The following is a 14466-nucleotide window of genomic DNA, read 5'->3' as shown; positions in this document are numbered from 1 at the left end:
TTGTCCGAGCCTCATTTTAGTATTAAAAAAATTCTTCAATTGACTTTAAGCTTGGGGGAGCTCGTTTAAAATAGTGCCCTTTTGCAAATCATCAATTTCGGCTACGCGAAAGTTGTTTTCTTCTAGTTCATGAACAATTTTTGCTAGCGTAGCTGGTGTCAGTCCCGATTGTAACGTAAATAAATTCCGCCGTACGAGAGCTGTTTTGCGGGCATCCAAGGTTAAGCAACCAGCAATATTAGCATAGCGACTAATAATTGAAGACATAGCTGCTAATTCGCCGCTTTGTCCCGAGGAAATTACCGTTAAGACGTAACTACCAGTATTAATATTCCAGGCTTCAGATAACATATTTAATAATTTAGTATGTGTTAAAATTCCGTAAAAATGGTTGTTCTCGTCTAAAACAGCAATGTAAGGTAAATCTTTAATATTAAAAAAGACTTTAAAAAAGGGAGCGTTCACGGGAATGGTTTTGGTTGCATTCTTGATTAGATAGGTAACTGGTAAGTTCATATCACCCCCACGTGATTTGTGACGGTAAATGTGCATTTTATAAATATTGCCCCGAAAGATTGTTCCCGTTTCATCTAAAATCGGGACACACCGAAAACCAGTATCTTCTAAAATTTGTAAAGCTTCAGCTAAAGTAACTGATTCTTGAACCGTAGTTAAAAATTGTTTTTTTAAAACAAGTGATTTAATCAGCATGATTGTCTCCTTTACTACTCATCGCTGGAAGCAAAATAAGCTGCTGGCCAAAAGGCAACAAACAAAGGTACAATACCTAACCACCAATTTTCTAAAGCAATGCCGCCTAAAACGCATAATACACATAAGACTAATAAAATAATCATGAACTTCTTCATTGATGAACCTCCAATCATTATCTATTATCTTTTATTGTAAAGCCAAGTTCCGGGTTTGACAAATTAATGACGATTAATTTGGCCATAAAAAAAGACTGAAGTGATTGTTACTCTGATTGCTCCAATCTCTAATTCAGTCTTTTGTTTAATTAAATTATTTAATGCCAACTTCTTTAAAGCTATCTTCAGCAACTTTCCGTAATTGCGCTGCAGAATTGTCCATTTTAGCTTTTTCGGCATCAGTTAAAGGAATTTCCAAAATCTTTTGGACACCATTGCGGTTAATCACAGTTGGTGAACTGATGTATAGATCTTGGACACCGTATTGACCGTTCATCCCAACGGATAATGGTAAAACAGTATTTTCATCACGTAACAAAGCTTGGCAGATTCGTGCTAAAGCAGTACCAATACCATAGAAGGTAGCACCTTTAGTATTAATAATGTCGTAAGCAGCATTAACGATGGTATCATTGAGTTCAGCTAATTTTTCTTCAGTTAATTCTGGATGAGTAGCACGCAATTCAGCCATTGTTAAGCCCCCAACTGTTACATGAGACCAGGCAGCAAATTCACTATCACCGTGTTCACCCAAGATATAGCCGTGAACTGAACGAGGGTCAACATTTAATTCTTGACCAACAAATTTCCGTAAACGAGCAGTATCTAGTGAAGTACCAGTACCGATAACCCGTTCTCTTGGGAAACCAGAAATCTTCCAAGTACCATAAGTTAAAATATCTACTGGGTTAGCAGCAACTAAAAAGATTCCATTAAATCCAGAATCAACGATTGGTTTAATGATCGTTTGTAGAATCTTTAAATTCTTATTAACTAAATCTAATCTCGTCTCACCGGGCTTTTGTGGAGCACCAGCAGTAATGACAACGATATCAGCATCTTTGGCGTCACTATATTCAGCAGAATAAAGTTTAGTTGGATAACTTAAAGGTGTGGCATCAGCAAGGTCCAATGCGTCACCTTTGGTCTTATCTTTAGCAATATCAGTAATGCCAATTTCGTTAGCAATACCTTGTAAAGTCATTGCGTAAGCAAATGTTGAACCAACAGCACCATCACCAACTAATAAAATTTTAGTATGGTTTTTATCTGTAATACTTGTCATGAATTCTACCCCTTTTTTTACTTTGTTAATAACTGCACGACTTGATTTTACCACGCAAGTTTCTGAAAAAAAAGTGGTTTGTGTAATTTGACACTATTAAATTAGACTAAAATAGCCTGAGAAAGCTATTTGAGTTCCATTACTATGACGGATATTTTTTCAAGATAAATGTTATAATCAAGCAGCAATGCTTGTTAAAATTATGTTGAAATCAAAAATTACGAGCTATTAATATTAATTGCTGGGCTTTGTTTTCAACCACAACGAACATTAATTATTAGTGATAACCTAAACACTAGCATTTTAAGCCGCAGGGACTTAAATTTTTTAGAGAAAGATTGAATTGGAAAAATTAAGCAATATTAGTTAATAAATTATGTAATTAAAACTTGAAAACTAGGTGAAAAATTATGAAGGCAATTTTTGGATTAGGCAATCCGGGCGTACAATATGATCAGACAAAACATAATATGGGGTTTATGACAATTGATCAATTGGCCCAGTATTATCAAGTGGAATTAAACAAAAAAGAATGTTCCGCACTAGATGTGCGTTTTAAATTACAGGGCGAAGCAATTTATTTAGTTAAGCCCTTAACATTTATGAATACTTCAGGTAATGCGGTACGAATGCTCATGGATTATTATCAAATTCGTCCGGAAGAAATTTTAGTGATTCAAGATGATTTAGATATGCCAATTGGGAAGGTCCGTTTACGTCAACAAGGCTCAGCTGGTGGACATAATGGTATAAAAAGTATTATCTCTGCGGTCGGAACCAAAGAATTCAAGCGGGTTAAGATTGGAATTGGGCATCCTAAACGTTCACAAGTGATTAATTGGGTGTTAGATCCATTTTCTGAGGCTGATGCGCCCCAGGCGCAAGCTGGCATCCAGCGGGCAGCTGAAGCGATTGAACAATGGATTACTACGGATAATTTTCAACAAACAATGAATGATTTTAATTAGGAGAAAGATAGTGCAACTAGTTGATTTTTTAAAACAAAATCATGATTTGAAAAAATTTATTGCGCAATTACAACCGCAATCAAAACAATTATTGACGGGTCTTAGTGGATCGGCTAAAGCATTATTTTTAGCCACTTTAGTTGAGCAAACACAACAACCAGTGTTGCTCGTTACTGATAATAATTACCATGCAGATTTGTTATGTGATGATTTACACCAATTGCTACCAGCACAGCAACTGTATAACTTTTCAGTGGAAGCCTTAATTGCGACGCAAGTAGCAACTAGCTCACCGCAGGCTTTACGGCAACGGATTTTAGCTTTGAATTTTTTACAGACGAAACGTCCGGGAATTGTGGTGACTTCGGTTAGTGGTCTGGAATATTTGTTACCAACACCAGAACAATTTGCTGAAGCGCAAGTAAGTTTAAAAGTCGGCCAAGAAATTACGGTGGAACACCTGCTACAACAACTAGTGACTTTGGGATATCGGCGGGATAGTTTAGTTGCCCATCCCGGTGAGTTTGCTTTGCGCGGCGATATCTTAGACTTTTATCCGTTAACCAGTAACCAACCAGTTAGATTAGAATTGTTTGGCGATGAGCTTGATACGATTCATGAATTTGACCCACAAAGTCAACGCAGCCAAGCGCAGTTATCACAAATAACTATTACGCCAGCGCAAGATCAATTAGTCACGCCAGAAGTCTTGAAACAAAGTGGTCAACGCTTACAAAAGCGTTTGCAAGCTGATTTAAAGAAAATTAAAGATGACGCTACTAAAAAGGCGTTGCGAACCAATTTTCAAGCTGATATTGACCAAATGTTACGTGCACAACTGCCAGCTAATTTAAATCAATATGTGGATTTATTATATTCTACGACTACGACGCTAACTGATTATTTAGCGCCCACTGGGGTTTTGGTTTACGATGACTATAACCGTTTGCAAGAACAAGAGCGCGCCAATGTTGAAGAAAATACGGCGTGGATGAGCGGACAATTGGAAACAGGCAAGTTATTGCCACAACAACAATTGCGGCAAACATTTAATCAAGTGACGACTAAAATCCAGCAGCCGCAAATTTATCTATCATTATTTCAAAGAAGTAGCTATACTTTTCGCTTACAGCAATTGCTGCATGTAAATAGCCGCAGTGTTCAACAATTTTTTAGTAATTTACCGTTATTAAAAACGGAGATTAACCGGTGGCAAAAGCAAGGATACACGATTGTTTTATTAATCAGTAATCAAAGTAATTTACAAAAATTACAACGAACTTTAGCCGATTTTGAGATCACAGCCAAGACCGCAACGCTTACCACTTTACAAAAAGGTCAGACTCAATTAGTAGCTGGCGGTTTTCATGCTGGCGTTGATCTGCCCCAAGAAAAAGTGGTTATTATTACTGATAAGGAGTTATTCAATCGCCAGCCGCAACGCAAACGTGTCCGTTCAACGATTAGTAATGCGCAACGATTAAAAAGTTATACGGATTTGAAACCGGGAGATTACGTAGTCCATGTTAATCATGGTATTGGTAAATTCTTGGGTACGCAAACATTAGAAGTGGACGGTAAGCACCAGGACTATATGACCATTGAGTATCGTGATGATGGCAAGTTGTTTATTCCCGTTACGCAATTGAACATGGTCCAAAAATATGTGTCTGCTGAAGGTAAATCACCTAAGTTAAATAAATTAGGTGGTAGTGAATGGCATAAGACTAAGCAAAAAGTTCAAAAAAACATCGAAGATATTGCTGATGATTTGGTGAAATTATATGCTCAGCGAGAATCAGAACCGGGTTTTGCTTTTTCCCCAGACGATGATTTGCAAACAAAGTTTGATGAACAATTTGCTTATATTGAAACACCAGATCAATTGCGTAGTATTGCGGAAGTGAAAGCAGATATGGAAAAACCGCATCCCATGGAACGGCTATTAGTTGGAGATGTGGGTTTTGGTAAGACAGAAGTCGCTTTACGCGCAGCTTTTAAAGCGGTCAACGATAATAAGCAAGTGGCTTTTTTGGTACCAACAACTATCTTGGCACAACAGCATTACCAGACGATGTTGGAGCGCTTTGCGGATTTTCCGGTACAGATTGCGATTATGTCACGGTTTCAAACCACAGCACAGCAGCGGCAAACTAAGCAAGGTTTAATTGATGGCAGCGTGGATATTGTTGTCGGCACCCATCGCTTGTTGTCGAAGGATATCCAGTTTAAAGATTTAGGTCTATTGATTATTGACGAAGAGCAACGTTTTGGTGTGAAGCATAAAGAACGCTTAAAACAACTCAAATCACAAATTGATGTTTTATCCATGACTGCCACCCCAATTCCACGAACTTTGAACATGTCGATGATGGGGGTTCGGGATTTGTCGGTGATTGAGACGGCTCCTCCTAACCGCTATCCGATTCAAACATTTGTTATGGAACAAAATTATGAAGTCATTCGAAACGCGATTGAACGCGAAATCCAGCGTGGTGGACAAGTATTTTATCTACACAATCGGGTTGAAGATATGGAGCAAACCGTTAGTATCTTGGAGGATTTGATTCCGGATGTTCGAGTCGGGATTGCTAATGGTCAAATGTCCGAAAACCAGTTAGAGAGTGTGATTACTAGTTTTTTAAATGGTGAATATGATGTGTTGGTGACCACCACAATTATTGAAACCGGTGTCGATATTGCCAATGCCAATACGCTAATTGTTGAGAACGCAGATCATTATGGCTTATCTCAGTTGTACCAATTACGTGGGCGGGTTGGGCGTTCCAGTCGCGTGGCGTATGCTTATTTTATGTATCAACCTAATAAAACTTTGACAGAAGTTGGCGAAAAGCGCTTGGAAGCTGTTAAGAATTTTACAGAGTTAGGTTCTGGTTTCAAAATTGCAATGCGCGATTTAGCTATTCGAGGTGCTGGTAATTTATTAGGCCAGCAACAGCATGGTTTTATTGACTCTGTGGGCTATGACTTGTATACGCAAATGCTCAATGAAGCAGTTGCCAAAAAGCGCAATCAACAAGCACAAACGCCGTTAACCGATGCTCAATTACGGTTAAATGTCGAAGCTTATTTACCACATGAGTATATCAGTGATGAAAGTCAAAAAATTGAAATTTATAAGCGGCTACGTGAAGCCAAGTCCCTAGAGCAGATTACCCAATTAGGGCAGGAACTTCAGGAACGTTTTGGCCGTTTTCCACAAGAAGTAACTAATTTATTGCAGATTAGTGCCATAAAGATTTTAGCCGATCAAGCATTGGTTAAGAAGATTGTGCAACTAGAGACACAAGTCGAAATAACGTTTGATCCAGCGGCTAATCGTTATTTAACAGGGAAACAACTTTTCGCTAATTTGGCAACTGTTGATTTTAAGGCCCGCGTGGCTAATGAGCACCATTATTTTGTGATAAAATTACAGTTAAAACCAACCGATGATTTATTAGCTGGTTTAAAGCAACTTTTAACGCCATTTGCTAAACAGGCGCAGGCCAAATTAGAAAAGACAAGTTAAAACAATGAAAAAAAAGCAATTACATTTTTGGTGGCAAAGTACGTGGATTTTGTCATTATCAGCACTAATTACTAAAATTTTGAGTGCTTTATACCGCATCCCATTACAAAATATTGTTGGTGATCGCGGCTTTTTTGTCTACCAGCAGGTTTATCCAATTTACGGACTTTGGACAGCGATTACGTTAACCGGTTTGCCAATGTTTATTTCGCAAATAATGGTGGAGGATCCTGATCACCAACAAAGTAATTATCAGCATTTGCGTAATTGGTTAGTGTTACTAGCGATGATTTCAGCAGTAACTTTGTGGTTAGTTGCGCCAGATTTAGCACGGTTGATGGGCGATCGAAAGTTAAGTTATTTGATTCAAACGGTAGCAGGCTTTTATCTGTTGGCGCCACTGGCGGCCTTATTTCGTGGGATTTTTCAAGGTAAGCTCTTGATGTTGCCTACGGCTTTAGCGCAGGTGAGTGAACAAATTGCACGCGTGCTAGTGATTGTGTTCGTTGCGCTGGGGTTTAAACAATTTCATTGGTCGTTATATTTAATGGGAAGTTTAGCACACGCAGGGGCCATTGTAGGAGCCATAGTGAGCTTATTAGTATTAGGGTATTTTTGGACACAAATTCACCTCCAGCAAGTAACAGACAATTCGCAACCAGTCGTCTGGCAGCAACTAAGACACCGCTTCTTGACCGAAGGCTTAGCCCTTAGTTTATTTGGTAGCATTTTAATTTTGTTACAATTAGTTGATTCCGTCACGGTCTTGAAGTTATTACGCGAGATTCACATAGCACATCCGCAAGTAGTAAAGGGCATTTATGATCGCGGGCAACCACTAGCCCAATTAGGCATTGTGATTGCTGTTTCTTTTGCGACAACTTTACTACCACAAATTAGCGCACAACGTGGACCTAAGGCTCAACAGTTGGTGGCGGCTACTTTACATGTTTCCTTGGTGTTAGCGAGTGCTTGTGCGGTAGGGTTGGCCGTTTTAATGCCACAAATCAATACCTTACTTTTTACCAATGCTCAGCAAAGTCTGAGTTTAGCAATTTATGTTTTATCGCTCATCTTTATTTCTTATGTCACCATTATCAATACGATTATGCATGCTTTTCATCAACAACAAAAAAATTGGCGGGTGTTAGTCGTTGGTATTGTGGTCAAGTTATTAGCTAATTTGGGCTTGATGCCCATTTTGGGAATTCAAGGGGCTAGTTGGGCTACTTTATTAGCTAGTTTAGTCATGGCCGCACTGATTTATCATTATTCAGGTGCTTTCTTACAAAAAATTATCTGGAAAGAAAATTTCTGCTTAAAAGTTATTGTTATTGTTGGTACAATGGGATTAATTGTTGGAGCTACTAGTTGGTGCTGGCAATTTATTTGGCCACTAGATCGTTTCCATGCTGCCATTGAAACACTGTTCGAAGCTGGTTTGGGAGTGATCTTAGTCTTAGGAGGTAGTTATTATAGCCATCTGTGGTCAAAAGCAGAATGGCAGTTATTACCGGGAGCAAAATTTCTGTGAAAAAAAGGAGTCAAACATGCGCTTAGATAAATATTTGAAGTTGTCGCGATTAGTGAAACGACGGCCATTAGCTAAAGAGTTGGCTGACAAAGGACGAGTAGAAGTCAATGAGCGAGTTGCTAAATCCGCTAGTGATGTAGAAATTGGTGATCAAATTACAATTCACTATGGTAATCGTCAAGTGCAAGTACGCGTAGTGGCAACACCGCAAATTGTTAAAAAAGAAGATGCAGCGAAGATGTATCAAAGATTAGACTGATTAAATAATAGACAATATAATATTAATGTTGTTATACTCAAAATAGGATAGCTAAACGGAGGGATTATTTTGTCTAATCAGCCGAGGACTAATAACGTGAGTCCAATTAACATTGATAATGAAGATCGGTCAGCTGAACGTCAATTTAAACGGCATGTTCAAGCAGTTCATCGGCGCCGGGTAACGGTATTACTGGGAGTACTAGCCTTGATTAGTCTGTTATTTGGTGGACGCATTTATCAAGCTAATAAAACGCAAGCCGTAACTAAGCAAAGTGTCTTTCAACAGCAACAGAAGTTGACAGCGGCAAAAAATAAAAATGCCGATTTACAAAACGAAATTCAGCAATTACATCGACCAGAATATCTCGACAATTTAATTCGTTATCGATTCAACTATTCTAAAAATGGGGAAATCATTTATAATATTCCTAATGAATCAAATAAAAATTTAAATTTTTAAGGAGTAAGGAAAGAAAATGACCGTATCGGTAGGAACAAAAGTAACGGGTAAAGTGGTTGGCATTAAAAATTTTGGAGCTTTTGTTGATATTGGTAATGGCCAGAGTGGTCTGGTACATATTAGCCAGATTTCTAATGATTATGTCAAAGATATTCATGATAAGTTGAGTATTGGTGATGAAGTTACCGCTATTGTGGTGAGCGTTGATAATGGTAAAATTGCTTTATCAATGAAAAAAGCTGAACCCAAGCCTAGTTATAAACGTCATGGTGGACATAATAATCATGGTCATGTTGCTACACATAAATCGGAGGATTTTGATGACTTATTAGCTGGTTTTATGAAAGAAAGTCAGGATCGTTTGGCAACGATTAAAAAGAACACTGAAGGGAAAAGAGGCGGCCGTGGTGGTCGTCGTGGTTAAGTGCGAGCAAGTTTAGCCCGGACTTTTTTAGTATAAATTATGGATGTGACAGAAGCTAAATTTGTTCAAGAAGTGCGTACTTATCAAGATTGGACTGCTAAAACGCGTGTGTTAATTGCTGTTTCTGGCGGTAGTGATTCCCTAGCATTGTTAAACTTAGTGTTACAATTACCTCAAGCTTGGCGCCCTGTGATTCATGTGGCAACTGTTGATTTTCAGTTGCGAGCGCAAAGTGTGTCAGAAGTGGCTTTAGTGCAGCAGTTTTGTCAACAGCACCAGATTGCTTTTCATACGATTACCTGGCAGCATGAGTCGGTAATGACGGATTTAGAAAATCAAGCCCGCCAATTTCGTTATCAGTACTTTGCACAATTAATGAAGCAATTTGATCTAGAACAATTATTAGTTGCGCATCAGCAAGATGATCAAGTGGAAACAATCTTAATGAAATTGATCCGAAGTGGTAGTTTGTGGGAAGTGCCGGCAATGCAGCGGTGTCGGGCTTTTGCTTCTGGACAATTAATACGACCGTTGCTCAATTTTTCTAAGCAAGAATTAGTGGCTTACTTACAACGCCAGCACATTAGCTTTGCAGTTGATGCAACTAACTTTGAAGATATTACGTGGCGCAATCAATTGCGCAATCAAATCATTCCCCAACTGCAAGCATTAAATCCGCAATTTTCCCAGCACGTAACTAATTTTGCTACCCAGTTACAACAGTCAGTGCAATTAACGACAGCAATGTTTGAACAATTACAAACGCTTAGTATTAGTGTTGGCGCGCGAGCATTAGATATGGATTTAACGGCGATTAATTCTTTAAATGCAGAGCAAACAGTTTTATTTATTCAGTATGTATGCCATCACCAGTTAAACTTAGATTTAACTAACCGCCAATTGCAACAAGTTAAACGCTTATTACCACAGGCTAACGCCCAGATGGATATTGGACAAAATTGGTTACTGGTGAAAGCTTATCAAAAATTAAGTTTGCTTCAGAAGTCACAATCGAAAAAGACGTTCGCGCTTGCGCTCAAGTTGAATCAGCCCTGTCTTGCAAATGATGGACAAAAGTTTACAATTAAACAGTCTTCAAAAATCAATCGCAATACTTTTTATTTTAATCGTTTGCCACAAAGAATTCGGATTCGGACACGCCAGCCAGGAGATCGTGTGCGTTTAATGAACGGGCAGCATCAAAAGCTAAAAGATCGTTTGATTAACTTGAAGTTGCCCCGCTTATTGCGAGATCAATTGTGGGTAGTCACTTTTGATGAAGAAATTGTTTGGATTAAAGATATTTATCGTTATCAAATTTCCCCTACACAATATTTATTTGAAATTAAGATTGGAGATTAATTATGGAAATGGATCAGGACATGCAGAAAGTGCTTTTTTCTGCGGAAGAAATCGCACAAGCTAACAAAAAGTTAGGACAACAGTTAGCAGCTGATTATAAAGATAAGGACCCACTGTTTGTTTGTATTTTAAAAGGAGCAATTGTCTTTTTAACCGATTTAATGCGGCAACTACCTCAAAGTGCCGAAATTGAATTTATGGATGTTTCAAGTTATAACGGTCAAACCGCAACGTCTGGTCAGGTTCGAATTCTCAAAGACTTAGACGTATCAGTGACGGGTCGCGATGTCGTTTTTATCGAAGATATTATTGATACAGGCATTACCTTAAAAGAATTAACGAATTTGTTTAAGTCTCGTCATGCTAAGTCCATTAAAATTGTGACCCTGCTTGATAAGCCAGCTAACCGGCAACAAAATGTGCATGTGGACTACGTGGGGTTACAGTGTCCAGATGAATTTGTTGTAGGCTATGGTATGGATTATCAAGAACGTTATCGTAATTTGCCATATATCGGTGTTTTAAAGCCAGAAGTTTACACGCAAAATTAAGTTAATTCTAATTCAAGTGGAATCAAAACAATATGATATACTGGTTTTAATTGCTGAGTAGCTGAAAGCTGTTAAGGGCTTAAGTGGTAAGCATTTGTTTCACATAGTTATATCTTAATCAAGGCTAGCGGCTCATGCGAGATTGTGTTAGCATGAAAAGCAAGTTTATTCTTGTGGAGGAAAAATAGATTGAAAAATAATCGAAATGGACTACGAAATAATAGTCTATTTTATATCATTATTTTCGTGTTGTTAATTTTGGCTACTAGTTGGTTTGTTGGAGGACAAGGATCATCACAAGTTGAAAACCTTTCTTCGAGTGAATTTGTGTCCAAATTAAAAGCTAATAAAATTAAACATTTTTCGCTTCAACCGTCTAATGGTGTTTATAAAGTTTCAGGAACTTTAAAAAAGTCTGAAACTAGTAAAGGCAGTCAGTCAAATGTTAATTTATTTTCACACTCAGCAGCGACTGTAACTAAGGCAAAGAATTTTACGGCTACCGTTTTGCCGAATAATTCAACGTTGCAAGAAATTAATCGCGCGGCACAGAAGTCGCAAACAAAAATGAGTACGCGTGAGGAATCACAGAATGGAATGTGGCTTAATATTGCCTTAACGGTAATTCCGTTTTTATTCTTCGCATTCTTATTGTATTCTATGATGGGTCAAGCTGGTCAAGGTGGCGGTGCTGGCAAGATCATGAGTTTTGGCAAGTCGCAAACCAAGCCAGTTGATCCTAAGAAAAATAAGGTTCGTTTTTCTGACGTTGCTGGTGCTGAAGAAGAAAAACAAGAATTAGTTGAAGTAGTTGATTTCTTAAAGGATCCGCGGAAATATCTAGCTTTAGGTGCGCGGATACCATCAGGTGTTTTATTAGAGGGACCTCCCGGAACTGGTAAAACATTATTAGCTCGTGCCGTTGCTGGTGAAGCAGCCGTGCCATTCTATTCTATTTCTGGTTCAGATTTTGTGGAAATGTTTGTTGGTGTTGGTGCTTCCAGAGTGCGTGATTTGTTTAGTAGTGCTAAAAAGAATGCCCCCGCCATTATCTTTATTGATGAAATTGATGCCATTGGTCGCCAACGTGGTAACGGTAAAACTGGTGGTGGCAATGATGAACGCGAACAAACTTTAAATCAATTATTGGTAGAAATGGACGGCTTTACCGGTAAAGAAGGTTTAATCGTGATGGCGGCTACTAACCGTTCGGATGTGTTAGATCCTGCCTTATTGCGGCCAGGTCGGTTTGATCGAAAGATTTTAGTTGGTCAACCGGATGTCAAAGGGCGCGAAGCCATCTTGAAAGTCCATGCCAAGAATAAACCCTTGGCTGATGATGTTGACTTGAAAGTTATTGCCCAACAAACCCCTGGGTTTGTCGGAGCCGACTTGGAAAATGTCTTAAACGAAGCAGCTTTAGTAGCGGCTGAACGTAATAAAACTAAAATTGATGCGGCCGATATTGATGAGGCTGAAGATCGTGTAATTGCGGGTCCCGCTAAAAAGGATCGGGTTATTTCTGCTAAAGAACGTGAAACCGTGGCTTACCATGAAGCAGGACATGCGATCATTGGTGTGGTTTTGAGTGATTCCCGCGTTGTCCGCAAAGTTACGATTATTCCGCGTGGTCGTGCGGGTGGTTATGCGATTATGTTGCCTAAAGAAGATCAGAACTTGCTGACTAAGAAAGATTTAATGGAGCAAGTTGCTGGCTTAATGGGTGGTCGCACTGCTGAAGAAATTATCTTTGGGGTACAATCATCTGGTGCTTCCAATGACTTTGAACAAGCAACGCAAATTGCGCGGTCCATGGTCACTGAATACGGAATGTCGGAGCGCTTAGGGATGGTCCAACTTGAAAAAGGTGGTGCTCCAGTTGGGGCCTACGGTCAACCTAACTATTCTCAAGAAACAGCAACTGCCATTGATGAAGAAATTCGCAAGATTTTAGATGAAGGTCATCAAACGGCGGTGGAAGTTATCCAAAGCCATCGTGAACAACATAAGGCGATTGCACAAGCACTATTAAAGTATGAAACTTTAGATGAAAAACAAATTTTGAGTTTATATAATACTGGTCATATGCCAGAAACTAATCAAGATGAATTTCCATCAGAAAAGGCTTCGACTTTTGAAGAAGCTAAACAAGCTGCGCAACGCCGTGATGAAGCCAAACAAGCGCATGAGGTTGCACAACATCATGAAGAAACTATCACTGCAGATCCTGCTGATAGTGATGATGATCAAACTGAAGAATAACAAAATCAAGTTGGTAAGCACAGACTGTAGTGGTCTGTGCTTACTTGCTTTTGGAGATTTAATAACGAGTTTCAAATGATACAACTGAATTTTGAAGGAGAATTTGCGATGCAAGATTATTTAATTAAAGCTTTAAATCAAAATAGTCATTTTCGAATTTATGTCGTACGGGCCACTAACTTAGTGGCGACGGCGCAAGTCAATCATGATACATGGAGTGCTTCCACGGCTAGTTTAGGGCGTAGTTTAATCGGAACATTATTATTAAGTACTTCCATGTTAAAAAATGATGAATTATTAACTACGCGGATTGCTGGTGGCGGACCAGTCGGGTTAATTGTTGCGGACGGTAATGCGCAGGGCCAAGTGAAAGGCTATGTTCAAAATCCACATATTAGTTTGCCGCTGAATCAAAAAGGTAAAATTGACGTGGCTAAAGCCGTGGGACAAAATGGTTATTTGGCGGTTACCAAAGATCAGCATTTAGCCCAACCTTTTACAGGCAAGGTTCCATTAATTTCCGGTGAATTAGCCGAAGATTATGCGTATTATTTAGTACAGTCAGAACAAATTCCCGCGGCAGTGGGACTGTCTGTTTACGTAGAAAGTGATAATCATGTGAGTTGTGCTGGTGGATTTATGGTGCAAGCCATGCCGCAGGCTACGGAACAAGAGTTAACGGCGTTAACCACCAAGATTCAGCAATTACCACCATTGCATGAATTACTGCAAGAAAAAAGTCCCGAAGAAATCTTAACGTTATTATTTGCCACGGGAAATAAAATTTTAGAGAAAATACCAGTGAGTTTTACTTGTGATTGTTCCAAACAACGCTTTGCAAAAACGATTCAAGCTTTGCCATTAACTGAATTGCAGGCTATGGAACAAGAAAATCCACCAGTAGAAGTGGTTTGCAAATTTTGTGGACAAAAGTATCATTTTACACCGACTGAAATTCAACAAATGATTTCACAGAAATAATTGCCAGTAGGGTATTGACTTTGCTATCATGTAAATGATAGTTATCTGAAAAAATTAAAACTAACCAATTCATTGATTAACGCTAGACGCTAATTTTAACAGGCTGAGGTTTGATTTTAAAAGAAAGAAGAAGAGA

General features: G+C 38.8%; 13 protein-coding genes. 10 read left to right on the top strand and 3 right to left on the bottom strand.

The window, feature by feature from the left end; genetic code table 11:
- Positions 1-45: 45 nt before the first annotated feature.
- The 3 genes from cbpA to AC3B5B_RS02615 form a co-directional block, all read right to left on the bottom strand.
- Positions 46-711 (bottom strand): cyclic di-AMP binding protein CbpA, encoded by a 666-nt coding sequence (gene cbpA, locus AC3B5B_RS02625; RefSeq protein WP_489757119.1) that lies wholly within the window; start codon positions 709-711, stop codon positions 46-48.
- Positions 712-725: 14 nt separating this feature from the next.
- Positions 726-869: a hypothetical protein gene (locus tag AC3B5B_RS02620; protein WP_489757120.1), complete on the bottom strand. Its 144-nt coding sequence runs from the start codon at positions 867-869 to the stop codon at positions 726-728.
- 154 nt (positions 870-1023) lie between these two features.
- Positions 1024-1995, bottom strand: coding sequence for an L-lactate dehydrogenase (locus AC3B5B_RS02615; RefSeq protein ID WP_489757121.1), 972 nt, complete (start codon positions 1993-1995; stop codon positions 1024-1026).
- Between the two features lie 410 nt (positions 1996-2405).
- On the opposite strand from AC3B5B_RS02615, the gene pth reads away from it, so the two are divergent.
- The 10 genes from pth to hslO all read left to right on the top strand — a co-directional run bounded on the left by pth (position 2406) and on the right by hslO (position 14330).
- Complete coding sequence (gene pth, locus AC3B5B_RS02610; protein WP_489757122.1) at positions 2406-2963, top strand: aminoacyl-tRNA hydrolase; 558 nt, start codon at positions 2406-2408, stop codon at positions 2961-2963.
- A gap of 10 nt (positions 2964-2973) precedes the next feature.
- Entirely contained in the window at positions 2974-6495 is a 3522-nt protein-coding gene (gene mfd / locus AC3B5B_RS02605; protein ID WP_489769210.1) for a transcription-repair coupling factor, read from the top strand.
- A 4-nt stretch (positions 6496-6499) separates the two neighbouring features.
- Entirely contained in the window at positions 6500-8029 is a 1530-nt protein-coding gene (locus tag AC3B5B_RS02600) for a putative polysaccharide biosynthesis protein (protein WP_489769209.1), read from the top strand.
- Positions 8030-8045: 16 nt separating this feature from the next.
- Entirely contained in the window at positions 8046-8288 is a 243-nt protein-coding gene (locus tag AC3B5B_RS02595) for an RNA-binding S4 domain-containing protein (protein ID WP_489757125.1), read from the top strand.
- A 69-nt stretch (positions 8289-8357) separates the two neighbouring features.
- Entirely contained in the window at positions 8358-8750 is a 393-nt protein-coding gene (locus AC3B5B_RS02590) for an FtsB family cell division protein (protein ID WP_489769208.1), read from the top strand.
- A 16-nt stretch (positions 8751-8766) separates the two neighbouring features.
- The gene (locus AC3B5B_RS02585) at positions 8767-9174 is read left to right on the top strand and encodes a S1 domain-containing RNA-binding protein (protein WP_489757127.1); all 408 of its coding nucleotides are present in this window, start codon (positions 8767-8769) and stop codon (positions 9172-9174) included.
- A gap of 39 nt (positions 9175-9213) precedes the next feature.
- Positions 9214-10536: a tRNA lysidine(34) synthetase TilS gene (gene tilS / locus AC3B5B_RS02580; RefSeq protein ID WP_489769207.1), complete on the top strand. Its 1323-nt coding sequence runs from the start codon at positions 9214-9216 to the stop codon at positions 10534-10536.
- 8 nt (positions 10537-10544) lie between these two features.
- Complete coding sequence (gene hpt, locus AC3B5B_RS02575) at positions 10545-11087, top strand: hypoxanthine phosphoribosyltransferase (RefSeq protein WP_489757704.1); 543 nt, start codon at positions 10545-10547, stop codon at positions 11085-11087.
- A gap of 189 nt (positions 11088-11276) precedes the next feature.
- Positions 11277-13349, top strand: coding sequence for an ATP-dependent zinc metalloprotease FtsH (gene ftsH / locus AC3B5B_RS02570; protein WP_489757129.1), 2073 nt, complete (start codon positions 11277-11279; stop codon positions 13347-13349).
- 108 nt (positions 13350-13457) lie between these two features.
- On the top strand, positions 13458-14330 hold the full coding sequence (gene hslO, locus AC3B5B_RS02565) for an Hsp33 family molecular chaperone HslO (protein WP_489769206.1): 873 nt from the start codon (positions 13458-13460) through the stop codon (positions 14328-14330).
- Positions 14331-14466 lie beyond the last annotated feature (136 nt).

Source organism: Bombilactobacillus sp. ESL1187, from assembly GCF_058107155.1.
The sequence above is the reverse complement of the archived record's forward strand: the minus strand, read 5'-3'. Positions and strand labels throughout refer to the sequence as shown.